This is a genomic window from Venatorbacter sp. C2-1 (assembly GCF_022832715.1).
Lineage (GTDB): Bacteria > Pseudomonadota > Gammaproteobacteria > Pseudomonadales > Oceanobacteraceae > Venatoribacter > Venatoribacter alkanivorans.
This window is the reverse complement of record NZ_CP094879.1, coordinates 2179886-2202901: the sequence shown is the minus strand read 5'-3', so window position 1 is coordinate 2202901 and position 23016 is coordinate 2179886. Positions and strand designations below refer to the sequence as shown.

Annotated in this window: 20 protein-coding genes; 16 read left to right on the top strand and 4 right to left on the bottom strand. The window is 54.1% G+C overall.

The genetic code is table 11. From position 1 onward, the window contains the following. Window positions 1–41 precede the first annotated feature (41 nt). From MT343_RS09670 to MT343_RS09660, 3 genes are all read left to right on the top strand, one after another. Window positions 42–926: a radical SAM protein gene (locus MT343_RS09670; protein ID WP_145468675.1), complete on the top strand. Its 885-nt coding sequence runs from the start codon at window positions 42–44 to the stop codon at window positions 924–926. Next, window positions 926–1444 carry a DUF1285 domain-containing protein gene (locus MT343_RS09665; RefSeq protein ID WP_222428543.1) on the top strand — a complete coding sequence of 173 codons (519 nt, stop codon included), beginning with the start codon at window positions 926–928 and terminating at the stop codon, window positions 1442–1444. Before MT343_RS09670 ends, MT343_RS09665 begins: the two co-directional genes overlap by 1 nt. Window positions 1445–1614: 170 nt before the next feature. After that, window positions 1615–2430: a DUF6160 family protein gene (locus tag MT343_RS09660; RefSeq protein WP_145468679.1), complete on the top strand. Its 816-nt coding sequence runs from the start codon at window positions 1615–1617 to the stop codon at window positions 2428–2430. 72 nt (window positions 2431–2502) lie between these two features. On the opposite strand, the gene MT343_RS09655 is transcribed toward MT343_RS09660, so the two are convergent. From MT343_RS09655 to MT343_RS09645, 3 genes are all read right to left on the bottom strand, one after another. Next, window positions 2503–4143, bottom strand: a complete 1641-nt coding sequence (locus MT343_RS09655) for an electron transfer flavoprotein-ubiquinone oxidoreductase (protein ID WP_145468681.1) — start codon at window positions 4141–4143, stop codon at window positions 2503–2505. 107 nt (window positions 4144–4250) lie between these two features. Beyond that, complete coding sequence (locus MT343_RS09650) at window positions 4251–5771, bottom strand: helix-turn-helix transcriptional regulator (protein ID WP_145468683.1); 1521 nt, start codon at window positions 5769–5771, stop codon at window positions 4251–4253. A gap of 58 nt (window positions 5772–5829) precedes the next feature. Next, on the bottom strand, window positions 5830–7470 hold the full coding sequence (locus MT343_RS09645) for an electron transfer flavoprotein-ubiquinone oxidoreductase (RefSeq protein ID WP_145468685.1): 1641 nt from the start codon (window positions 7468–7470) through the stop codon (window positions 5830–5832). A gap of 352 nt (window positions 7471–7822) precedes the next feature. Here MT343_RS09645 and MT343_RS09640 point away from each other — a divergent pair, with 352 nt between their 5' ends. From MT343_RS09640 to gorA, 13 genes are all read left to right on the top strand, one after another. Next, window positions 7823–8572: an electron transfer flavoprotein subunit beta/FixA family protein gene (locus tag MT343_RS09640; protein WP_145468687.1), complete on the top strand. Its 750-nt coding sequence runs from the start codon at window positions 7823–7825 to the stop codon at window positions 8570–8572. A gap of 14 nt (window positions 8573–8586) precedes the next feature. Further along, window positions 8587–9516: an electron transfer flavoprotein subunit alpha/FixB family protein gene (locus tag MT343_RS09635; RefSeq protein ID WP_145468689.1), complete on the top strand. Its 930-nt coding sequence runs from the start codon at window positions 8587–8589 to the stop codon at window positions 9514–9516. A gap of 118 nt (window positions 9517–9634) precedes the next feature. Then, window positions 9635–10975, top strand: a complete 1341-nt coding sequence (locus MT343_RS09630; protein WP_145468691.1) for a UDP-glucose dehydrogenase family protein — start codon at window positions 9635–9637, stop codon at window positions 10973–10975. Window positions 10976–10977: 2 nt separating this feature from the next. Continuing rightward, window positions 10978–12519 (top strand): type II secretion system ATPase GspE, encoded by a 1542-nt coding sequence (gspE, locus tag MT343_RS09625; protein ID WP_145468693.1) that lies wholly within the window; start codon window positions 10978–10980, stop codon window positions 12517–12519. A gap of 2 nt (window positions 12520–12521) precedes the next feature. Further along, window positions 12522–13733, top strand: coding sequence for a type II secretion system inner membrane protein GspF (gene gspF / locus MT343_RS09620; protein WP_145468695.1), 1212 nt, complete (start codon window positions 12522–12524; stop codon window positions 13731–13733). A 9-nt stretch (window positions 13734–13742) separates the two neighbouring features. Beyond that, the gene (gene gspG, locus MT343_RS09615) at window positions 13743–14183 is read left to right on the top strand and encodes a type II secretion system major pseudopilin GspG (RefSeq protein ID WP_225692700.1); all 441 of its coding nucleotides are present in this window, start codon (window positions 13743–13745) and stop codon (window positions 14181–14183) included. Continuing rightward, window positions 14183–14764 (top strand): type II secretion system minor pseudopilin GspH, encoded by a 582-nt coding sequence (gene gspH / locus MT343_RS09610; protein WP_145468697.1) that lies wholly within the window; start codon window positions 14183–14185, stop codon window positions 14762–14764. The genes gspG and gspH overlap by 1 nt, the downstream gene beginning before the upstream one ends. Continuing rightward, the gene (gene gspI / locus MT343_RS09605) at window positions 14754–15125 is read left to right on the top strand and encodes a type II secretion system minor pseudopilin GspI (protein WP_145468699.1); all 372 of its coding nucleotides are present in this window, start codon (window positions 14754–14756) and stop codon (window positions 15123–15125) included. The genes gspH and gspI overlap by 11 nt, the downstream gene beginning before the upstream one ends. After that, window positions 15125–15856, top strand: coding sequence for a type II secretion system minor pseudopilin GspJ (gspJ, locus tag MT343_RS09600; RefSeq protein ID WP_145468701.1), 732 nt, complete (start codon window positions 15125–15127; stop codon window positions 15854–15856). Before gspI ends, gspJ begins: the two co-directional genes overlap by 1 nt. Then, window positions 15856–16872 (top strand): type II secretion system minor pseudopilin GspK, encoded by a 1017-nt coding sequence (gene gspK, locus MT343_RS09595; RefSeq protein WP_145468703.1) that lies wholly within the window; start codon window positions 15856–15858, stop codon window positions 16870–16872. The genes gspJ and gspK overlap by 1 nt, the downstream gene beginning before the upstream one ends. A gap of 10 nt (window positions 16873–16882) precedes the next feature. Further along, window positions 16883–18139, top strand: a complete 1257-nt coding sequence (gspL, locus tag MT343_RS09590; RefSeq protein WP_145468705.1) for a type II secretion system protein GspL — start codon at window positions 16883–16885, stop codon at window positions 18137–18139. Continuing rightward, complete coding sequence (gspM, locus tag MT343_RS09585; protein ID WP_145468707.1) at window positions 18136–18660, top strand: type II secretion system protein GspM; 525 nt, start codon at window positions 18136–18138, stop codon at window positions 18658–18660. Before gspL ends, gspM begins: the two co-directional genes overlap by 4 nt. A 31-nt stretch (window positions 18661–18691) precedes the next feature. Beyond that, window positions 18692–20047, top strand: a complete 1356-nt coding sequence (gene gorA, locus MT343_RS09580; RefSeq protein WP_145468709.1) for a glutathione-disulfide reductase — start codon at window positions 18692–18694, stop codon at window positions 20045–20047. Between the two features lie 77 nt (window positions 20048–20124). Here the strand turns inward: gorA and rapA are convergent, their stop codons facing one another. Beyond that, on the bottom strand, window positions 20125–22884 hold the full coding sequence (rapA, locus tag MT343_RS09575) for an RNA polymerase-associated protein RapA (protein ID WP_145468711.1): 2760 nt from the start codon (window positions 22882–22884) through the stop codon (window positions 20125–20127). Window positions 22885–23016: the final 132 nt, after the last annotated feature.

Here is a 23016-nt window from a genome sequence, read left to right as displayed (position 1 = left end):
AATACCTGATACTCTGTTAATTTCCGGCTGAGACATCGTTTATGTTCAATTACATCGAACCTGTATTCCGTCCCCCCAGCGAAGCCCGCTCCCTTATTTTGCAAGTCACCAATGGCTGCTCGTGGAATCAGTGTACTTTCTGCGATATGTACACTCAGCCGCAAAAAAAATTCCGTGCCCGTGACGAAGCCGATGTGCTGAATGAAATCCGTCAGGCGGCTGCTCTGGGTCCGCGTTTTGAAAAAGTCTTCCTGGCCGATGGTGACGCCATGGTGCTGCCGGTACGCCGCCTCACGAATATTCTGCTGGCCATTAAAGAGCATTTGCCCTGGGTTAGGCGGGTGGGGGCTTATTGCCTGCCGCGCAATATCCGTAAAAAGTCGGCGGAAGAAATGACCGAGTTGCGCAGGCTGGGGTTGGGTATTCTTTATGTCGGCGCCGAAAGTGGTGACGATGAGGTGCTGGGTTTTATTAAAAAAGGGGAAACCTGGCAGAGTACGCTGGATGCACTGTTAAAAATAAAGCAGGCCGGCATTCAGTCATCGGTGATGATCCTGAACGGTATGGGTGGTGTTGCCTACAGTGAGCAGCATGCGCGTAACTCCGCTCTGCTGATGAATGAGGCGCAGCCGGATTTTCTATCAACATTAATTGTCAGCTATCCGCTTGGCGATCAGCGCGTTGTCGAGGGTTTTAACGGCAACTACCAGCTTCCGGATCAGCATGATTTGTTTGTCGAACTGCGCGAGTTGATTTCTCATCTGGAGTTAACCAATACGGTTTTCCGCAGCGACCATGCATCCAATTATCTGCCGTTAAAAGGCACGCTTGGCGCCGATAAGTCCGCTATGCTGGCTCAGCTGGATATGGCGATTAATAATCCGGAACGTATTCGTCTGCGTCAGGAATGGCAAAGGGGGTTGTGATGAATCTGAATGCCTTGCAGCAACAGCTTGGCCTTGAAACTGAAAATCAGTATCCACCGGTCGAAAAATGGCACCCGCAATTATCCGGCGATATGGATATGGTTATTCGTCGTGATGGTACCTGGTGGCATGAAGGTGTGCAGATAAAACGTGAAAAACTGGTGCGCTTATTTGCCAGCATCCTGCGCAAAGAAGGTGATGAATATTTCCTGCTGACCCCGGTCGAAAAATGGCGCATCAGTGTTGAGGACCGGCCGTTATTGATTGTAATGATTGAGCGTGTGGATGAAAGCATACGCGCCATCACCAATAGCGGAGATGTTGTAACCATCGGGCAGGAGCATCCTCTGTTAATGAGCGAACTGGATGGTGTTCTGTTGCCGGAAGTAAATGTCCGGGCTGATCTGTATGCGCGTTTTTCCCGCAATGCGTTTTACGATCTCAGTGATATGGCCCATGAGGATAATAATGGACGCTATTTTGTTACCAGTGAGGGACGTAAATATTTTTTATCCTGATCCGGAGTAATTATAAAAATAAGACCTGCGTGAAGGTCTTATTCATTCCGGAACATTTGTTTTAATGGTTAATTCTGAATATTTTCCCGCTTTTGTTTTTTAGCTTGAACCCTGCATAAGCGCTCCTTACATTGCCGCCAATTCAATAATAACGAACACCATGGACGGCTATGCGCTACATTTTTCCTCTCTGTTTTTTATCTCCGTGCCTTGCTTTTGCTGCTCTGGACCCGGTTAGCGATACACAATTGGCTGATATTTCCGGACAGGACGGCATCACCATTGTTACATCTGCGCGGCTTACTGTTGGTCAGATTGAATATCGGGATGAAGGCCGCCTGCAGATCAACCAGGTTGCGTTGGGTGGTGCCAGCAGAAGCAGCTATTTTGGCAAAGACTGGGGGTACAGTTCGCGCTCTGGCGATCGCCTTGATGGAATGATGATGACAGTCGATGTTCTTCCTGATGGTGACATCGTGCTGTCTGCTTTTGTTGATCCCGGGCTGGGCGGAGGGGTGATTGATTTTGGGCTGTCGACCGGCCAGATCGCTTTATCTTCAGCGGATAATGCACACAGTGCTGCGCTGATTAACTCCGTTAGTATCGCCGGGCTGGCAACGCAATACCGGATGAAAGTGGATGCACAGACGACGGATATTCAAATCCAGATGGCGATGGGGATTGCTGGTCTGGATGTTGATGCAACCCCGCTGGGTATTAATGTACGCAATATGGTTCTGGCTAATCATACCTATTTTGAATCTCTGGAAGACTGGGGTTCTTCTGCGTTGTCATTATCGGATGTGCAATTGCCTGTTGGCATTAATATCCATGCCAGCGATCTTGGGCTGGATATTCGTCTGGTTAATTTTTTTGCCGATATGAACGTTGAAGCTATTGAGCTGGCGCAGGAAAGTATTGGCAGAGTAGCGGTGGATGATCTCAATCTTGGTGGATTAAATATGCGCATCAGTGGGCATTTGTAAGGTACCGGAGGCTGAATAAATGGCGTGAAAACAAAGGAGCAAAACTCCTTTGTTTTATCTGCAATAACGTTTCTACATATTCGGATAGTTCGGACCGCCGGCACCCTCTGGGGTTACCCAGGTGATGTTCTGAGACGGATCTTTGATGTCGCAGGTTTTACAGTGAACGCAGTTCTGAGCATTGATCTGAAAATGCTTGCCGTTTTCGTCTTCTGTTATTTCATACACGCCAGCAGGGCAGTAGCGCTGAGCAGGCTCATCCCATTCAGGCAGGTTAACGCTCAGTGGAATGGAAGCGTCTTGCAGTTTCAGGTGGCATGGCTGATCTTCTGCGTGGTTTACATTGCTGATAAAAACAGAGTCCAGCCGGCTAAAGCTCAGCTTGCCGTCTGGTTTCGGGTAATCGATCTGCGGGCTCTTGGCAGCGGGTTTCAGTGCGGTGTGATCGGGTGTGGTGTCATGCAGGGTGAATGGCACTGGCAGAATGTTCTGATCGATAAAGTTAAAGGCTGCGCCGCCAAATACTCCGAATTTATGCATGGCCGGGGCGAAGTTGCGGCTGCGCTGCAGCTCTTTGCAGGCCCAGGATGCTTCGAAGGCAGTAGTGAATTCTGTAATTTCATCGTGCTCACGCCCACGGCTTAAGGCGGCGACTATTTCTTCGGCGGCAACCATGCCGCTTTTCATTCCGGTATGAACACCTTTTATTTTGGCAAAATTCAGTGTGCCGGCGTCGCAACCTATCAGCAAGCCACCGGGGAATGTCATTTTCGGCAGGCAATTAATCCCGCCTTTGGCTGCAGCTCTGGCGCCATAAGAAACCCGCTTGCCGCCCTGTAAGTATTGCTTTAACACCGGGTGATGTTTCAGGCGCTGAAATTCATTAAACGGGCTCAGGTGTGGATTGCTGTATGACAAATCGGTAAACAGCCCGACCACCGCCTGATTATTTTCAGTGTGGTATAAAAAAAATCCGCCGGCAGTGGATGATCCCATCAGTGGCCAGCCGGTACCGTGCAGTACCAGTCCTTTATGGTGTCTGGCGGGGTCGAGGTCCCACAGCTCTTTAATACCAAGCGAGTAATGCTGAGGATCTTTACCGGCATCCAGTTTGAATTCGGCAATCAGGCGCTTGCCCAGGTGGCCGCGGCAGCCTTCGGCAAATACGGTGTACTTGGCGCGCAGTTCCATGCCCGGTACGTGTTCATCTTTTGGCTGACCGTTATGGTTAACACCCATGTCGCCGGTAATGATGCCTTTAATGACACCATCTTCGAGGATGTATTCTGCGGCGGTAAAACCGGGGTAGATTTCTACGCCGAGGTCCTCAGCCTGTTTGGCCAGCCAGCGGCAAAGGCTGCCGAGCGAGACGATATAATTCCCCTGGTTATGCATGGTTCGTGGTATGGCCCAGTGTGGCGCTTTAATACTTCTTTTTTGTGTCGTCAGGAAATAAATATCATCGTGTGTTACTGCGACATTGAGTGGGGCTCCCCGTGCTTTCCAGTCAGGAAAAAGTTCTTTCAGTGCGCGGTCTTCGATTACGGCGCCAGACAGAATATGGGCGCCAATTTCCGAGCCTTTTTCTACCAGGCAAACGGAAATATCCTGTCCGGCGGCAGAGGCTGATTGTTTAATACGGCATGCGGCTGACAATCCGGCAGGGCCGCCACCAACGATTACCACATCGTATTCCATTGTTTCTCTTTTCATTGCGTTCTCCTCTGAGACTTCACCTGCTGGTAACGGTCAGAGTAAGCAAAGCGGTGCGGCTTGTTATCACCCCTGGGGGTGATAACCGCTATCAGGCGGGGGTGAAATTACGGTGATCTGTCGTCCTGGCTGAGGAGTTTATGCAATGCTTCGGTTCGGTTTTCCACGCCGATTTTTCCGTACAGATTACGGATATGCACCTTCAGTGTATTGAGTGAAATATGCAGTTGGCGGGCAATTTCTTTGTTAGGGTGCCCCTGACTTACCAGCGCCAGTACCTGCTGTTCACGCGAGGTCAGCAGGGCGTCAAAGGCCAGAGAGGTGTGGGGCTGCTCTTGTATCTGCGGCACGTGTTGATGTACGGAATGCTCTGGCGGAAAAGACGCCAGCCAGGTGGGCAGCAGGGTATTAATTTCATCATCACTTGCAAGCAGTTGTAACAACAGTGTCTCTGCTTTATCCCAGTCCCGGAGTTGTAGTCTTTGTTCCAGTGCTTCCTGCAGATAGCCATTTTGCTCGAACCATTGCGCTGCCGTATTGCGTCCCTGTTGCCGGACTTCCGTACTCAGGTTGTTAAAGTGTTGCAGCAGAAAGCGGCGAAACAGATCATGATAGCGGAACCATACGCCGTGATTGTCCAGTGGCAGCAGAAACAGGTTGTGGCGATCAAGATGGCTGATTACGGCCAGGCTGTCATTGCGTCCCGTCAGTGCATTGCACAGGCCAGCGGTGAAGCGTGGTACGGCCGCGCTCAGCAGTAAAAAGTGCTGAATGTCGGGGCTTTGTTGTGAGTACACCTCATCAAGCAGATAGTCGGCAATGTCGCGTTGCAATGAAAGGCCGGGCTGCTTATGGCGGTTGTGGTCACTCTCTGCCTGGTGGTTTTCGACGGCAGGAAGTGGCATTGAAGCCGTTTTCTGCAATGACAACCCAATCAGTTGCAGGCCGGCAATCCAGCCTTCGGTTTCCTGAAAATAAAGCTGACTCTGCCTGCCACTGATTGGCAGGCTCATTGTCTGTTGCAGAAAGCGGTTGCTGTCTTCTGCGGAGAAGCGCAACTGGTGCTGATCAATCTCGACCAGCTGATTGCTGGCGCGCCGTCTGGCCAGCGCCAGATCAGGCGCGCTGCGTGAAGTAATAACAATGCGCAGTGACGGTGGCAGGTGGTTAAGAAAGCTGTTGAATTGCCCGCTCAGCTCCGGTGTTGCGACCAGGTGAAAATCATCCAAAACCAGTGTTATTGCATCGCGTGGTGAGGATGGGCTGATAGCGTCCAGCTCATTGAGCAGCGCAATAAGGGCATTTTCCAGTGCGTGTTCGTTTTGATTGTCTCTCAACAGCTGCAGAGGGTGTTCGCCACAGCCGGGGGATGCCTGATTCAGTGCGGTGATAAAGTAGCGCCAGAAAATCCCCGGAGCCGCCTGAGTATCATCCAGCGCCAGCCATGAAAAGGTATGCGGAGAATGGTGCAGCCACTGGCTGATCAGTGTGGTTTTGCCATAGCCTGCGGGGGCTGAAATCACTACCAGCTGGCCGCCCTCGCTGCTGTTCAGGATTTGCAGCAGAGGCTCGCGCTGTACAATATTTTTTCTCAGTGGCGGAATGTAGAAGCGGGTTTTCAGCAGCATGGTGGTTTCTTATTGTCGAAAAAAAAGCGGGCAAGGCCCGCTTTCTTTTGTGAACAGCTTACATGTTCGGATAGTTCGGACCGCCAGCACCTTCCGGGGTTACCCAGGTGATGTTCTGAGACGGATCTTTAATATCACAGGTTTTGCAGTGAACACAGTTTTGTGAGTTGATCTGGAAGCGCTTGCCGTTTTCGTCTTCCACAATCTCGTACACACCGGCAGGGCAGTAGCGCTGCGCAGGCTCGTCCCACTTAGGCAGGTTAACGCTCAGCGGAATGGAAGCGTCTTTCAGCTTCAGGTGGCACGGCTGATCTTCGGCGTGGTTTACGTTACCGATGAAGACGGAATCCAGTTTGGCGAACGAAATTTTGCCATCCGGTTTCGGATAGTTAATTTTCGCGCATTCTGCTGCTGGCTTCAGGGTTGCATAATCCGGCGTGGTGTCATGCAGGGTGACCGGGATCGGGAAGATGTTCTGGTCAATGAAGTTGAAAGCAGCGCCGCCGAACATGCCGAACTTATGCATTGCCGGGCCGAAGTTGCGGCTGCGGTGCAGTTCCTGATAAGCCCATGAAGCTTCGAAGGCGGCCGTGAATTCGGTTACTTCATCGTTGGCACGACCAGCCTGAATAGCCTTGAACAGCTCTTCAGCAGCCACCAGGCCGCTCTTCATGGCGGTGTGGGTGCCTTTAATCTTGGCAAAGTTCAGGGTGCCGGCATCACAACCAACCACCAGGCCGCCCTGGAAGGTCATTTTAGGCAGGCAGTTCAGGCCGCCTTTGGTGATTGCGCGGGCGCCATAGGATACGCGCTTGCCGCCTTCCAGATACTGCTTGATCACCGGATGGTGCTTCATGCGCTGGAATTCATCGAAAGGGCTTACGTGAGGGTTGCTGTACGACAGGTCAGTGATCAGACCAACCACTACCTGGTTGTTTTCAGCGTGGTACAGGAAGAAACCACCGGATGAGGCGGATTCATTCAGCGGCCAGCCGGCGCCGTGCAGTACCAGACCTTCCTGATGCTTGGCAGGATCAATGTCCCACAGCTCTTTAATACCGATACCGTAGTGTTGTGGATCTTTGCCTTCGTCCAGTTTGAATTCGGCGATCAGGCGCTTGCCCAGGTGGCCGCGGCAGCCTTCAGCAAATACGGTGTATTTGGCACGCAGTTCCATGCCTGGTACGTACTCATCTTTTGGCTGGCCGTCATGACCTACGCCCATGTCGCCGGTCACGATGCCTTTAATGGCGCCGTCTTCGACGATGTACTCGGCGGCGGTAAAGCCCGGGTAGATTTCTACACCGAGGTTTTCAGCCTGCTCAGCCAGCCAGCGACATACATTACCCAGAGATACGATGTAGTTGCCATCGTTGTGCATCGGTTTAGGGATGGCCCAGTGTGGAGTCTTGATCGACTTCTCATCGCTGGTCAGGAAGTAAACTTCATCACCTTTAACAGGCACATTGAGCGGGGCGCCCATTTCTTTCCAGTCAGGGAACAATTCGGCCAGGGCGCGGTCTTCTATAACCGCACCGGACAGGATATGAGCGCCAACTTCGGAGCCTTTCTCAACCAGACAAACAGACAGTTCCTGTCCGGCGGCTTCGGCTAATTGCTTGATACGACATGCGGTTGACAGGCCGGCAGGGCCGCCGCCAACGATCACTACATCGTATTCCATTACTTCACGTTGCATATTGATCTCCTCGAAATGAGCTGGGAGCTACTGAGCTATCACGGACTCTGGTGCACTGAATAATTGTGCCCGGCGATTGTTTTGCCATGCCAGGCGGGCCATATAAAGGTGCCTGCCTGAGAGTCAAAATGGCCGCCATTATACGTTGGGTTAAACACTAGGCAACTGATTTGACAGGAAAATAGCCTGAATGCCCCGGTCTTTGTGGGCTTCAGCAATGCTGCTATTGACGCTCGCGGTAAACATCCGAATAATGTGGCGCGCTGGAAAGGGCTCCTGATATGACTGTGTCATCCTGTCGGCGTGGTAATTTTGCCCTTTATTCATCCACCAAGTTAAATACGAGGAATCTATGAAGGTTCTTGTCGCTGTTAAACGCGTAATCGATTACAACGTAAAGGTTCGCGTCAAGCCAGATAACTCAGATGTTGATCTGACCAACGTTAAAATGGCTATGAACCCATTCTGTGAAATCGCAGTGGAAGAAGCGGTACGTCTGAAAGAAAAAGGCGTCGCTACTGAAGTGGTTGTGGTTTCTATCGGCCCTAAAGTGGCTCAGGAACAGATCCGTACTGCTCTGGCACTGGGTGCCGATCGTGGCATCCTGATCGAGACTGAAGAAAAACTGGAGTCTCTGACCGTTGCCAAACTGCTGAAAGCCGTTGTGGAAAAAGAACAGCCTCAACTGGTACTGATGGGTAAGCAAACCATCGACAGCGACAACAACCAGACCGGCCAGATGCTGGGCGCACTGACCAATATGGCTCAGGGTACTTTCGCTTCTGAAGTGGCCGTTGATGGCGACAAAGTAAACGTGACCCGTGAAATCGACGGTGGTCTGCGTACTGTTGCTCTGAAACTGCCTGCCATCGTAACGACCGATCTGCGTCTGAACGAGCCTCGCTACGCTTCTCTGCCAAACATCATGAAAGCCAAGCGCAAGCCTCTGGATGTGACTACTCCTGCAGATCTGGGTGTGGCTATGACCTCCACTCTGTCTCTGGTTAAGGTTACTCCACCGGCCGAGCGTCAGGCTGGCATTAAAGTCGGCAGCGTAGAAGAGCTGGTCGAAAAACTGAAGAACGAAGCCAAAGTGCTGTAAGAGAGGATTGTGTAATGGCTATTTTAGTAATCGCAGAGCACGATAACGCTACTCTGAAAGGCGCAACCCTGAACGTTGTAACTGCTGCTGCCGCTATCGGTGGTGATGTGGTTGTTCTGGTTGCCGGCAGCAACTGTGGTGCCGCTGCTGAAGCTGCTGCCAAAGTGGCTGGCGTGAGCAAAGTTCTGGTTGCAGACAATGCAGCCTATGAATATCAGCTGGCTGAAAACATGGGTGAGCTGGTTGCCGAACTGGGCAAGGAATACAGCCACATCCTGGCTGCAGCGACCACAACCGGTAAAGACTTCCTGCCACGCGCAGCTGCTCTGCTGGATGTGAACATGCTGTCTGAAGTGACTGCTGTTGTTGATGCGGACACCTTCTCCCGTCCTATTTATGCCGGTAACGCCATCGCGACCGTTAAATCTTCTGACAGCATCAAGGTGATGACTGTACGTGGTACTGCGTTTGACGCAGCTGCGGCTGAAGGTGGTTCTGCGGCGGTTGAAACTGTTGCTGCCGTTAAAGATGCAGGCCTGTCTGCTTTTGTTGGTGAAGAGCTGGCTAAGTCTGACCGTCCTGAGCTGACCGGTGCCAAGATTGTTGTATCTGGTGGTCGTGGCATGCAGAACGGCGACAACTTCGAGATGCTGTACAAAGTGGCCGACAAAATCGGTGCTGCTGTTGGTGCATCCCGTGCAGCGGTTGATGCTGGTTTCGTACCTAACGATATGCAGGTTGGTCAGACCGGTAAGATCGTTGCTCCGGATCTGTACATCGCCGTTGGTATTTCCGGCGCGATCCAGCATCTGGCTGGTATGAAGGACTCTAAAGTCATTGTTGCTATCAACAAAGACGAAGAAGCTCCAATCTTCCAGGTGGCTGATTACGGCCTGGTTGCAGACCTGTTCGACGCAGTGCCTGCACTGGAAAATGCTCTGTAATATCAGTAGCTTAGAAAAACCCGGCCAAGGCCGGGTTTTTTTATGTCATTGAGTTGTCATTTTTCCGTAATAAGGTAACGTACTGTCGGTTTACGAAGTTACGAATAAGGAAATAACCTTGAATATTACGGTAGTAGGGACGGGTTACGTTGGTCTGGTAACCGGCGCGTGTTTTGCCGAAATGGGCAACAGCGTTACCTGCGTAGATACAGATGAAGCCAAGGTTCATCAACTCAAGGAAGGCATTATCCCGATTTACGAACCAGGCCTGGAGGCCATCGTACGGGAAAACAGCAAGGCCGGACGTCTGCTGTTCAACACCTCTTTATCCCAGGCAATGCAGCAATCTGCGTTGTACTTTATCGCAGTCGGCACGCCTCCGGGTGAAAACGGCTCGGCGGATCTTACCTATGTTCTGGATGTGGCCCGCGAAATTGGCCGCAATCTTCAGGGTTATGCCATCGTTGTGAATAAATCGACCGTGCCGGTTGGTACGGCAGAGAAAGTGCGCGATGCCATCCGCGCCGAGTTGAATGTCCGCGGCGCGGAGATTGAATTTGATGTGGTCTCCAATCCGGAATTTCTGAAGGAGGGTGCAGCCATTGATGACTTTATGCGCCCGGACCGGATTATTATCGGCGTCGATTCAGATCGTGCGCGTGAACAAATGGCTGAGCTGTATCACAGCTTCTCCCGTAATCATGACAAACTGATGTTTATGGGTATCCGCGATGCGGAGCTGACCAAATATGCCGCCAACGCCATGCTGGCGACCAAAATCTCCTTTATGAATGAAGTCGCCAACCTGGCTGAACGCATGGGCGTAGATATCGAAAATGTGCGCAAAGGCATCGGTTCTGACAGCCGTATCGGCTACTCCTTTATTTATCCGGGCTGCGGCTATGGCGGCTCCTGTTTTCCGAAGGATGTACAGGCCCTGATTCATATGGGTGATGAATTTAACTTCGACACCCGTATTTTGCGTGCCGTGGAAGACCGCAATCAGGCACAGAAACAGCGCCTGTTTGAAAAACTGCAGCAGCGTTTTGGCGAAGATATGACTGGCCGCACCATCGGTGTCTGGGGATTGGCATTTAAACCCGGTACCGATGATATGCGCGAAGCCAGTTCTGTTGCGCTGATCAATCGTCTGGTCACCGCTGGTGCGGTCGTGCGTGCCTATGATCCGGTGGCCATGGATGAGGCGCGCCGCTGGTTTGCGCCGCAACTGTTTGAGCAGGGGCAGATAGTGTTCTGTGATCACCAATACGATGCGCTGGCCGATGCGGATGCCATGGTGCTGGTTACTGAGTGGAAACCTTTCCGTCAGCCTGACTTTAACGCCATGAAAAAACTGCTGAAACACCCCATTATCATCGACGGCCGGAACCAGTACGATCCTTATGCGCTCAAAGCGCAGGGCTTTGACTATGCCGGTATCGGACGCGACTTAGGCTAATTATGACCGCAGTAATATCAGAACATCCGGCAGCAGAATCCGGAACCGGTATGCCGCAGGGGCAGCATCAGGCCACCAGCCTGGCAACCCGCCTGCCTTTTGGCTTTGCCAAGCGTTTTGGCGTGGTTGTGGAAGGCGGGCAGGAACAGCTGGTGCTGATCCATAAAGAAGGCATCAGTGTTGATGTCATTATGGAAGTGCAGCGTTTTTTGGCCGCGCCATTCCGGCTGGAAGCCGTCAGTAAAGAAGAATTTGAACGGCGCCTTGGGCTGGCTTATCAGAGCGATTCCTCTGAAACCATGGAAATGGTTGAAGGTCTGGGCGACGAAATGGATCTGGCCAGCCTGGCCGATTCCGTTCCGGAAACCGAGGATTTGCTGGAGCAGGAGGGGGATGCCCCCATTATCCGTCTGATCAACGCCCTGCTGACCGAGGCGGTAAAAGAAAATGCTTCGGATATTCACGTTGAAACCTATGAAAAACGTCTGGTTGTGCGCTTCCGCGTCGATGGCGTGCTGCGCGAAGTGGTACAGCCCAAGCGTGCACTGTCGGCGCTGCTGATTTCCCGTATCAAGGTAATGGCCAAGCTGGATATTGCCGAGAAGCGTGTGCCGCAGGATGGCCGTATTGCACTGCGCATCGGTGGTCGTGAAGTGGATGTGCGGGTGTCGACCATGCCGTCCAGCTTTGGCGAGCGGGTGGTGATGCGTCTGCTGGATAAGCAAGCCGGACGTCTGAGTCTGTCACAGCTGGGTATGGCCGATCGTGATCTGCGCACCATGCGCAATATCATCAGCAAGCCGCACGGTATTATTCTGGTCACCGGCCCGACCGGTTCCGGTAAAACCACCACGCTGTACGGCGCGCTTAGTGATCTGAATGACACCAGCCGCAACATTCTGACCGTCGAAGATCCGATTGAGTACAGCCTGCCGGGTATCGGCCAGACGCAGGTAAATACCAAGGTTGAGATGACCTTTGCCAAAGGCCTGCGCGCCATTCTTCGTCAGGACCCTGACGTGGTGATGATCGGTGAGATCCGTGACCTGGAAACGGTAGAGATCGCTATTCAGGCCTCATTAACCGGTCACCTTGTGCTTTCCACGCTGCACACCAATACCGCGATCGGTGCCGTTACCCGTTTGCAGGATATGGGCGTTGAGCCGTTTCTGCTGTCGTCCAGTCTGATTGGCGTGATCGCCCAGCGTCTGGTGCGGGTGTTATGCAATGACTGCAAGATTGAAGCGGTCGCCGATGCCAGTGAGTGCGAGCTGCTGGGCGTTGATGCCGCCAATCCGCCGACCATTTACCATGCAAAAGGCTGCGATAAGTGCAATCAGCTCGGTTATCGCGGCCGTCAGGGTATTTACGAGATCATCGAAGTCGATGAGAAAATGAAAACCCTGATTCATGACCGCTCCGGCGAACAAACCATGGAACAGCATGCGCGCACGCTGGGGCCAAGTATTCGTCAGGATGGCATTCGCAAAGTACTGGGTGGCAGTACCACCATTGAAGAGCTGCTGCGGGTGGCGAAAGGTTAACCATGGCAGCATTTGAATATCAGGCCATCGACGGCCGCGGCAAGCAGCAGAAGGGCGTATTGGAGGCGGACAGTGCCCGTCAGGTGCGCCAGCAGCTGCGTGACAAGGGCTGGACGCCACTGGCCGTTGAACAGACCGCCCAGAAACAGAAAAAAGACAGCCTGTTTGAGCGTCAGCCGAGTTTGTCGGTGCCTGAGCTGGCGCTGATTACCCGTCAGCTGGCAACACTTATTCAGGCTGGCCTGCCGATTGATGAGTCGCTGCGGGCACTGTCAGAGCAAACCGGTAAGCAGCGCATTAAAGCCATGATTCTGGCAATTCGTGCCAAGGTTCTTGAAGGTTACACACTGGCTAAAGCGCTGGCCGAATACCCCAAGGCTTTCCCGCATCTGTACCGTTCAACCGTCAGTGCCGGCGAGCATGCCGGCCATCTGGATGGCGTGCTTAATCGTCTGGCGGACTACACCGAAGCCCGCCAGGCGGCCGATCAGAAGATCAAGCTCGCAGCCATGTATCCGGTGATTCTGACCATCGTGGCTATTGGTATCGTAGTGGGCCTGCTCACTTACGTGGTGCCGGATATTGTTGATGTGTTTGTGAAAAACGGTCAGGAACTGCCCGGTCTGACACAGTTTATGCTCGATCTGAGCCACTTTATTACCGCCTGGGGGATGTATACCCTGGTCGCCATTATTGTCGGGATGATTGCATTTGGCCGCGCCCTGAAAAGCCCGGCTTTCCGTAAGCGTTACCACCATTTTCTGCTGCGGGTGCCGGGTTTGCGTGGCTTTGTCAAAGATGCCAATACTGCCCGCTTTGGCAGCACGCTGGCGATTCTGACCACCAGTGGTGTGCCTCTGGTGGACGCCATGCGCATTGCCAGCCAGGTGGTGACCAATATGCCGATTCAGCAGTCTCTGACTCAGGCGACCGTCACCGTCAGTGAGGGTGGCAGTCTGCATAAAGCTCTGGCCGAAACCGGCTATTTCCCGCCGATTATGCTGCACATGATTGCCAGTGGTGAAAACAGTGGTGAGCTGGACAGTATGCTGGCGCGAACCGCACAGCAGCAGGAAACGTCGCTGGAAAATACGGTGTCAGCACTGGTTAAGATTTTTGAGCCCGTCATGCTGCTGGTGATGGGTGGTATTGTGGCAACAATTGTCGCGGCAATTATGTTGCCGATTCTTGAATTACAAAAAATGGTTCAGTAGGAGAACGGAATGAAATCAATGCGTAACGCGAACCGCCAACAGGGTTTTACATTACTGGAAGTGATGGTTGTACTGGCGATTATCGGCGGCATTATGGCGCTGGTTGCGACCAATATTATCGGCTCTGCCGGTGATGCCCGGATTAAAACCACCAAAAGCCAGATCAAGCTGATCGAAAACGCACTGGATCTGTATAAACTGGACAATTTTACTTACCCAACCACCGAGCAGGGCCTGGAAGCGCTGGTGAAAAAACCAAGCAGCTCCCCTGAGCCTAAAAACTACAAATCCGGTGGCTACCTGAAGGGTAATAACGTACCGACTGACTCCTGGGGTAATGAGTTTATGTACTTCCTTGATAAAGGGCAGTACGAAATCGTCTCACTCGGTGCCGACGGTCAGGAAGGCGGCGAAGAAGAGAATGCCGACATCAGCAGTCTGGATCACTGATGCGTAAGCAGCTTCAGCGGGGTTTTACCCTGCTGGAGGTGATGGTGGTGCTGGCCATTGTTGGTGGCCTGCTTGCCATGGCAACCCTGAGCAGTGGTGATCGCCAGGCTCAGGATGAGACCACTCAGTTTGCCCATCACCTCAGCAACCTGTTTTCAGCCTATCGGCAAGAGGCGGTATTTCAGAATATCGACCTCGGTGTTGCTATGGATGAGCAGGCGCTGCAGCTGCTGAGCTTTCAGGATGTTAACAGCCAGGAATTCAGCGCCAATAAAACCCGGGAAGAGCTTGACAAACTCAGCAAAAATCCCTGGCAGGCCTACAGTGGCAGCCTGAAATCCCAGCTTGAAGCTCCCGAGCATGTTTTTATTGCGCTGAATGTCGAAGGGCAGGAGGTTGATTTTGACAGCCTGTTGGATGAAGAGGATGGCGCAAAACCTGCGCTGATGTTTCTTTCTTCTGACGAATACACGCCTTACCTGCTGACGCTGACCCACGATAGCGACGATCACTTTCAGGTTCTGATCCGTGGTGATGGTTTCGGGGCGCCGCTGATCAAGGTGGAAACCTATGAAAACTGAACGCCGTCAGCGTGGTTTTACCCTGATTGAGGTAATGATCGCCCTGACCGTATTTGTCGCCATTGCCGCTACGATGAGTGAAACCGCCAGTCAGAGTGTCGGCAGTCTGCTGCATCTGCAGGATAAAACCCTGGCGTCTTTTGTTGCCGATAACCGCATGGTGGAGCTGCGCCTTAATGGCCTGCCGCCAGTAGGGGAAAATAATGATCAGGTCGATATGGCTGACCGTGAGTGGAAGGTGTTCACCAAGGTTGAAAAAACAGAATTTCCGGACACGCACCGGGTGACCGTGTCGGTGGCGGATATGCAGCATAAAGACAGTAATCTGATCACGCTGGTCAGCATTATGAGCAAATACTGATGCGGCCATTGTCAGCGGTAAAAGGTTTCACTCTGCTTGAAGTTCTGATCGCGGTTTCCATTACCGCCATGATCGGCGTCGCATCCACGCAATTATTAAGCAATGTGATCGACTCAAAACAGGCCAGCGAAGTGCGTTCAGAGCAGCTGGTCAGTCTGCAGCGTTTTAATATGGTTGCCAGTCGCGATCTGGAACAGTTTATCAACCGCAGCATCCGCGACGCATACGGTGATGCACAGGCATCGCTGTTGCTTGATAGTGGCGACTTTCCGCTGGAGTTTACCCGCGCCGGTTGGCGTAATTCTCCGGTCAGTACCGATCCGCGGGCCGAGCTGCAGCGTGTTGCATACCGCCTTGAAGCCATCGACAGCGAAGTTTGCGAGCCGGCGCTGCAGCGCCTGCAATCCTGGGGCGTGACTGAGCCTGAGCACGATTGCCTGGTGCGCTATTTCTGGCCGGTGCTGGACAGGGCCAGTGACTCTGTACCGCAGGCGCAGGTCGTGCTGGAGCAGGTGGAGCGCCTGGAGATTGACCTGCTGGTGCAGCAGGAACGCAAAGCAAGTGACGGGCAGAGTGCAGAGATCAGTGGCCGGGACTGGTATACCGCCTGGCCGGCGCTGCAGAGTGGCAGTGATGAGGAGCGTCCATTAGCAATCCGCTGGCGACTGACGCTGCCGGCCCTGGGCGAGATTGAGCGCCAGTGGCTGCTGTCCTGGGGAGCTGATTCATAATGCGCAGCCTGCAGAGATCTGAGCGTGGCCTCGCGCTGATTACCGTTTTACTGATTTTTGCCATTGTCTCTATGCTGGCGGTGGCGATGATTGATCGCCAGTCAACCGATGTGCAGCGCAGTGGCACCATGCTTGCTCTGCAGCAGGCGCGTTCGTATGTGTTTGGCGCTGAGCAGGCGGTAAAAACCGGTCTGTACCTTGATTGGAAAAACGACAAGGAAATCGATCACCGCTATGAAGAGTGGGCGCAGGAGCGCACCTTCCCATTATCCCCCGGGCTGGCGCGCATCAATATCGCCGATGCGATGGGGCGTTTTAATCTGAACAGTCTGAGTGTGGCGGCCAGCAATAAAGCGACGCAGAAGATCCGCTTCAGTAATCTGCTTAACCTGCTTGGGCTGGATGTCACCCTGGCCGATACCCTGGCACGCTGGATGGATGAATCCAGTCAGGATGATGACCGCTATCAGGGCATGGAACCTCCCTATAAGGCTGCGTATCAGGGGTGCAAACACCCCTCTGAGCTGCTGTTGCTGGAGGGAATGGATATGGTCAGCTTCCGCAAGCTTGAGCCCTATGTGGTCTGTCTGCCTATCACTGCACAGCTGAATGTGAACACGGCCAGTGCGATGGTACTGGCCTCTCTTGATGCTGGTCTGTCACTGGCCGATGGTGAGGCGATTGTCAGTGCCCGTGGTGATAAGGGCTTTAAGACAGTTGATGACTTCTGGAGTCTCAGTCAGGTAGAGCCATTTACTAAAACGGATAACGGCGGCAACGCGGGCGAAGGTGAAGCGCCGGTAACAAAGGCCCGCTGGGATAAAACCGACTTCAGTGTAAAATCCGAATATTTTGAAACCTTCATCCGGGTTGAGCTGGGTGACCGTATCGCCACTGGCGAAATACTTATTAAACGTGACAACGGTGATGGCCGGATGACCACACTGTACAGAGATTACTCCCGCCGCGAAGCGAAGAGGGAGCCCGAAACCACCCAACCTGGCATGACGCAATAAGGTGTAGTGCATGGAAACCGCTAAGGCCATAAAAACGATAAAAGTGCAGTGGAACGCGATCAGCGGCCGCTGGACGGTAACTGCTCTGGATCAGATGGCCGCTGGTTCAGAGCAAGGCGTGCAATCGCTGGCATCCTGGGCTGAAGTTCAGGCGGATCTGACGCCGGTACGCCTGATTCTTTCTGCCTGTAATTATGCTACCCACTGGGTGTCTTTGCCGGGTGTCAGTAATCGTCATCTGGCCCGTGCCTTGCCCTATGCACTGGAAGAAGGGCTGATTGATGATCTGTCGGATTATCTGATTCTGCCGGCGGGCAGCGAAGGCAAAAAAGTCCGTGCTTATGTGGTTGGCAATGACCTGATTGAGCGCCTGCTGGAAGAATGCGAGCTGCATCACCTGCAGGTGCGTGAGCTGATTCCTGAGACCCAGCTGCTGCCACAGGATGTTCCTGTGATGCTGCGCCAGGGACAGGGTTGGGCTATGCGTATTCCGGGGATATTTGAAGGCTGGGTGACTGACAGTGCAATGACCCCGGTGCTGGAATCATTGTTTGATCATGGTGATGAAGAGCAGTCTGCACAGCAGGTTACCGGTCTGCAGATTATGGCCGCGCAGCTGGATCAGGCGCAGTTGCTGAAAACCACGCTGGAAAGCAGTTTTGCCGGGGTTTTTGCCGAGATAGAACTGCTTGCCAATGATGGCAACCAACTGCGACAGCAACGTCTGCAGGGCAAGCTAACCAATTTGCTGACCGGGCGCTTTCAGGTGCGCGAAGTCGCTGAAGACCGCCCGCCTGTGTGGTGGCGTGGTCTCGCGGCCGTCGCTGCGGTTTGGCTGGTTGCTGCCACGCTGTACCTGTTTATCGATAACTACACGCTGAAGCAACAGTCGCAGCAGGTGCGGGCGGAAGCCATCAGTCTTTATAAAAACCTGTTTCCGGGTGAACGTATCCGCTCGCTGGAGCGTCAGATCAAAACCAAGCTTGATGGTGGAGACAATAGTGACGGCGCAGGCTTTATTGGCACAACCAGCGTGCTGGCGCGGGTGTATGCCGCCCAGGGGCTGCAAAAGCAGGTGCAGTTGATGTCATTGCGTTTTAATGACCGCCTGCAGGAGCTGGTTGTTGAGGTGCGTGCCAGTAACCTGAATGAATTACAAACGCTGCGTGCGGCGCTGGAAAAAGAAGGTCTGGTTGCGGAGGTGGCGTCGGCTACCAACGATAAGGACGGAGTTAAGGGCCGCATTAAGATCGGAGGTTCGGCATGAACGAACGCCTTCAGTTAATTCAGGGGCAGCTGCAGGCGCAGTTGCAGAGCAATAAGGCCGTACAAGCGGCGCAGCACTGGTATCAGGCGCTGCCATCCCGCGATCGGCTGGTTGTTAAGGCGATTGCCGCTTTGCTGGTGCTGGCGCTGATTTTTGTGATGATTTATGCGCCGTTGATCCGCGGCCAGAAAGCCGCCGCACTGAGTCTGGAAAAGAATCTGGCGACCTACAATCTGCTGGCAGAAAACGCTCACCGCTTTGGCGGGGCAGCAACCTCCGCCTCCGATGCGCCGATTCTGGCGACCGTCACCCAGCAGGCGAAGAAAGCTGGCATTGTGCTCAGTCGCTACGAACAGGATGGCAAAGGCCTGCGCGTCTGGGTGGAGAAGGCTGTCTTCGACGATGCCATCACCTGGCTGGAAGGAATGCAGTCCCGGCACGGCATTCGTGTCAGCCAGATCACTATTGATCGCACCGACCGCTCCGGACTGGTCGACATCCGCGCCACACTGACTCCCTGAGTCAGACTTGAGTAACGGGCAGGGGAATATTATGAATTACGATTTTGAATTGCTGGTGATTGGTGCGGGCTCCGGCGGCGTACGTGCATCGCGTATGGCGGCAGCGCGTGGCGTTAAAGTCGCCGTAGTCGAAAACCGCTATCTGGGCGGCACCTGTGTAAACGTTGGCTGCGTGCCGAAGAAGATTTTTGTCTACGCCTCGGAGTATGCCGAGAAGTTTGAAGAAGCCCGCGGCTTTGGTGTTAACGGCCAGCTGGAAAACTTTGACTGGCCCACGCTCCGTGATAATAAAACCAGTGAAATCAAACGCTTGAATGGTATTTATAATAATTTACTGGAAAATTCCGGCGTTGAAATCCTGCACGGCACAGCCAGCATTATCGACCCTCACCGGGTAAAAGTCGGCGAGCAGGAGTTCAGTGCTGAGAAGATTCTGGTCGCCACCGGTGGCTGGCCTTTCAAGCCTGATATTCCCGGTGCCGAGCTGGCCATTACCTCAAATGAAGCCTTCTATCTGGACGAATTCCCCAAGCGTGTGGTTGTCGTTGGTGGCGGCTATATTGCCGTGGAATTTGCCGGAATCTTCAACGGGCTGGGTGCCGAGGCTCACCTGCTGTATCGCGGCGAGCAGATCCTGCGCGGTTTTGATGAGGGCGTGCGCAACTTTGCTGCCAGCCAGATCGCCCATAAAGGCGTTCGCATCCATACCCAAACCGATATCCGCCGCATCGAACGGCTGGCCGATGGCAGTCTGCGCTGCCAGCTGAATAACGGTGATGCACTGGATGCCGATTGCGTCATGTATGCTACCGGCCGTAAACCGCTGACCGAAGGCTTAAACCTTGAGCAACAGGGTGTTGAGCTGCGTAACGATGGAAGTATTGTGGTGGATCATTTCTTCCGCACCGCAGTACCAAGCATTTACGCTCTGGGCGATGTGATCGGCACTCCGGCACTGACACCGGTGGCGCTGGCGCAGGCAATGAAGCTGGTTGCCCACTGGTACGATGGCAACAACGAGCCGCTGAGCTACGACAGCATTCCGACGGCGGTCTTCTGCCAGCCGAATATTGCTACCGTAGGTCTCAGCGAAGAAGAGGCGCGGGAGCGTTTCGGCGATGATCTGCGTATCTATGAATCCGACTTCCGTCCGATGCGCCACACCATGTCCGGTCTTCCGGAACGTACCTTTATGAAACTGGTCGTACGCGCCAGCACCGATCAGGTGATTGGTGCCCATATGGTCGGAGCAGAAGCCGGGGAAATTATTCAGGGCATTGCCATCGCCATTAAGGCCGGAGCAACCAAGGCGATGTTTGACAGCACCATAGGCATTCATCCGACCGCTGCCGAAGAGTTCGTCACCATGCGTACCCCTCGCAGCTGACCGGCTCTGAATGCGGCAATAAAAAAGCCGGTACTGTGTTCAGTACCGGCTTTTTTGTGTTCTGCGGCGTCGAAATATCAGCCGCAGAACACCAGGCGTACGCTGTCGAGCGCCAGTTGCGACTGGGCGATGGCATCCAGCACCGCATCGCGCTCGCGCTTAACATCGGCCACTAACAATGGCGAAATATTCGGGTTCTGCTCGCTCAGGGCACTCAGACGCTCAAGGCGGGCGGCAAAGGCTTCTGTGGCTTTGCTGCTGGCGCGATCAACCATCTTGCTCAGCTGGGCGCTGCCCATTTTCTCCAGCTTATGGATCAGCGGCTGCACGGCTTCTGTTTTCTGCTCGACCAGACCGCGTGCGGTGCCACGCTTCAGCGGCAGCACAAAGGCCGGCAGCTCGCCATCGTTAACCTTCAGCTCACCGGCAGGAGTCATCATCAGATGCATGGCATTGGGTGGCAGGTAGCGCTCAACCGCCAGTGCTTTCGGCGCCGGGCAGCGGGCGACAAACTGCAGTTCGATAAAGCAGTCACCGGTGCGGAAGTCGTGATCTTCGATATAGCCGGCGCTGGCGTTACCGGCCGGGCCGCTGGTGATCAGCTCCAGTGCCTGATCCACAAACGGGTGTTCCCAGCTCAGGAATTGCACGTCGTCGCGGGCGAGGGCGATATCACGGCGGGTGGTGGCCATAAAGCCGTCTTCCGGCAGATGCGGCATATCCGGCACCAGCATATGGTCACCCGGTGCGATGGTAATGCAGTCGCCACCGAGATCGATCAGTTCCAGACCAAAGGCATCGGCGAACAGCTCAAGGAAGTCGTTCAGCTCGGCTTCGTCTTCGATATGGGTGATGGTCATGTCTTTCGCCAGACGACGGGCACGCTGCGGATGGCAGGAATGCAGCTCCAGCAGACGATCACGGCCTTCTTCCAGACTGGCCAGCAGCTCATCGCGTTCCGCTGCCAGCTGACGGGTCAGATCATCCAACCCTTCGCCACTGATCAGTGCCTGCTCAATGGCAGTGCGGTGTTTTTCCAGCAGCGGCTGGGCTGCCGGGTTCGGGCGGCTGAACAGATCAATGCCGGCGTGCAGCAATTGCGCCCAGCGGCCGCTGATGTGATCGCTGAATGCCGGAATGTAGATTTTGATATCTTCCGCCTGACCGATACGGTCCAGACGGCCAATACGCTGCTCAATCAGGTCGCAGTTAAACGGCAGATCAAACAGCACCAGATGATGGGCGAACTGGAAGTTACGGCCTTCGGAGCCGATTTCTGAACACAGAAGAATACGTGCGCCTTGCTCATGATCGGCAAAGTAAGCCGCCGCCCGGTCACGCTCGACCAGATCCATATGCTCGTGGAACACCGCCACCTGAATGCCGCAGGTTTCCCACAGCCAGGCTTCCAGATCGAGAACCGTCTGTGCGGCATGGCAGATCAGCACGATCTTGTCTTTGCCGGTGCTGGTAAGAATATTCAGCAGCCAGTCGGTGCGGGCATCATCATCGCACCAGCCGGTAACGCCCCGTTCAGGATGCAGATCAGCCAGAGTCGGCGTCAGGTCATCACTTTGCGGTGCCGGCAGGGCGGTCAGCTGTGGTAGACGTTGCGGGAAGCCGCTCACACCATGACGGGTGTTACGGTACAGCGCCCGGCCCGGACCATGACGATCAATCAGGGTTTCCAGCAGGCGGTTACGCTGGGTGGCATCACTGATGTCGGCCTTTGCATGATCCGGCAGCAGGCGGGCAAGGGTTGCCTGCTGCTCTGCTGACAGGTCATCGCTGCCGGCCAGTGCGGCAGCCAGGTCTGCGACCGGCTGATAGGCCTGTTGTTCAGCCAGAAACTGCTGCAGGGACGGATAACGCTCAGGGTCGAGCAGGCGCAGGCGGGCATAGTGTCCCTGCACGCCCAGCTGCTCCGGAGTTGCCGTCAGCAGCAACAGGCCATCGACCTGGCGCGACAGGGTTTCCACCAGAGCGTAGCCTTCGTCGAAACCATCTTCACTCCACTGCAGGTGGTGTGCCTCGTCGACGACCAGCATATCCCAGTCGGATGCGCGGATCTGCGGTGCGATGGCCTCATGGGTAGCCAGTGACAGCGGGCAGAGGAATAACTGACCGGTGGCGAAGATGTCATCGTCACCATCTTCGAGCATATCTTTGCTGACCAGCGAGAAACGCAGGTTAAAACGGCGGATCATTTCCACCAGCCACTGATGCAGCAGATGATCCGGTACCAGTACAAGGGCGCGCTGGATGCGCTGTTGCAACAATAAGCGATGCAGAATCAGGCCCGCCTCAATGGTTTTACCCAGCCCCACTTCGTCGGCCAGCAGTACGCGCGGGATAGAATCCTGAGTGACCTGTTCGGCAATATAGAGCTGATGCGGCAGCAGGCTGGTGCGGCCACCTAATAAGCCGTAGAAAGGACGCTGACGCAGTTTGCTCAGTTGCTGCAGCGCCATCTGGCGCAGCTCGTACAGATTGTTGTTGTCAATCTGACCGGAGAATAAACGATCGGTTGGCTGGTTTAACTGAATCTGACCGCTGAGGTGGATCTCAGAAATTTCGCGCTCACCGTCGCTGTAAAACACAATACCGTCGATGTCGGTCACGTCAGCGACGGTCAGGATGCTGCCATCCTGCAGCGGCAGCAGGTCGCCTTCTTTGAAGATTACACGGGTGAGCGGGGCGTTCTGGCGTGAATAGCTGCGCACATCGTCGATGGCCGGAAAATAGATAGTAACGACCCGGAAGTCGACATTTTGCACAAGACCGAGACCGAGGTCGGTTTCGGCCTCACTGATCCAACGCTGACCCACTGTATACATATAAGCTTAACCTGCAGATATTTTGACGTGACAAACAGAACCCGGCTGCAGCATGGCAGCCGGTAAAAACAGGCGCGCAGTCTAGCGCAAGGGGGCTTTAAATCCCACCGGCAATGGCACTTTACCGCGCTA

Coding starts and splice junctions, on each gene's coding strand:
- MT343_RS09655 (WP_145468681.1), bottom strand. CDS start 4,143: ATGAAAAGAGAAACAATGGAATACGATGTGGTAATCGTTGGTGGCGGC.
- MT343_RS09635 (WP_145468689.1), top strand. CDS start 8,587: ATGGCTATTTTAGTAATCGCAGAGCACGATAACGCTACTCTGAAAGGC.
- gspF (WP_145468695.1), top strand. CDS start 12,522: ATGGCAGCATTTGAATATCAGGCCATCGACGGCCGCGGCAAGCAGCAG.
- gspE (WP_145468693.1), top strand. CDS start 10,978: ATGACCGCAGTAATATCAGAACATCCGGCAGCAGAATCCGGAACCGGT.
- MT343_RS09670 (WP_145468675.1), top strand. CDS start 42: ATGTTCAATTACATCGAACCTGTATTCCGTCCCCCCAGCGAAGCCCGC.
- gspM (WP_145468707.1), top strand. CDS start 18,136: ATGAACGAACGCCTTCAGTTAATTCAGGGGCAGCTGCAGGCGCAGTTG.
- MT343_RS09640 (WP_145468687.1), top strand. CDS start 7,823: ATGAAGGTTCTTGTCGCTGTTAAACGCGTAATCGATTACAACGTAAAG.
- MT343_RS09660 (WP_145468679.1), top strand. CDS start 1,615: ATGCGCTACATTTTTCCTCTCTGTTTTTTATCTCCGTGCCTTGCTTTT.
- gspI (WP_145468699.1), top strand. CDS start 14,754: ATGAAAACTGAACGCCGTCAGCGTGGTTTTACCCTGATTGAGGTAATG.
- gspK (WP_145468703.1), top strand. CDS start 15,856: ATGCGCAGCCTGCAGAGATCTGAGCGTGGCCTCGCGCTGATTACCGTT.
- gspH (WP_145468697.1), top strand. CDS start 14,183: ATGCGTAAGCAGCTTCAGCGGGGTTTTACCCTGCTGGAGGTGATGGTG.
- gspL (WP_145468705.1), top strand. CDS start 16,883: ATGGAAACCGCTAAGGCCATAAAAACGATAAAAGTGCAGTGGAACGCG.
- MT343_RS09650 (WP_145468683.1), bottom strand. CDS start 5,771: ATGCTGCTGAAAACCCGCTTCTACATTCCGCCACTGAGAAAAAATATT.
- MT343_RS09665 (WP_222428543.1), top strand. CDS start 926: ATGAATCTGAATGCCTTGCAGCAACAGCTTGGCCTTGAAACTGAAAAT.
- gspJ (WP_145468701.1), top strand. CDS start 15,125: ATGCGGCCATTGTCAGCGGTAAAAGGTTTCACTCTGCTTGAAGTTCTG.
- rapA (WP_145468711.1), bottom strand. CDS start 22,884: ATGTATACAGTGGGTCAGCGTTGGATCAGTGAGGCCGAAACCGACCTC.
- gorA (WP_145468709.1), top strand. CDS start 18,692: ATGAATTACGATTTTGAATTGCTGGTGATTGGTGCGGGCTCCGGCGGC.
- MT343_RS09645 (WP_145468685.1), bottom strand. CDS start 7,470: ATGCAACGTGAAGTAATGGAATACGATGTAGTGATCGTTGGCGGCGGC.
- gspG (WP_225692700.1), top strand. CDS start 13,743: ATGAAATCAATGCGTAACGCGAACCGCCAACAGGGTTTTACATTACTG.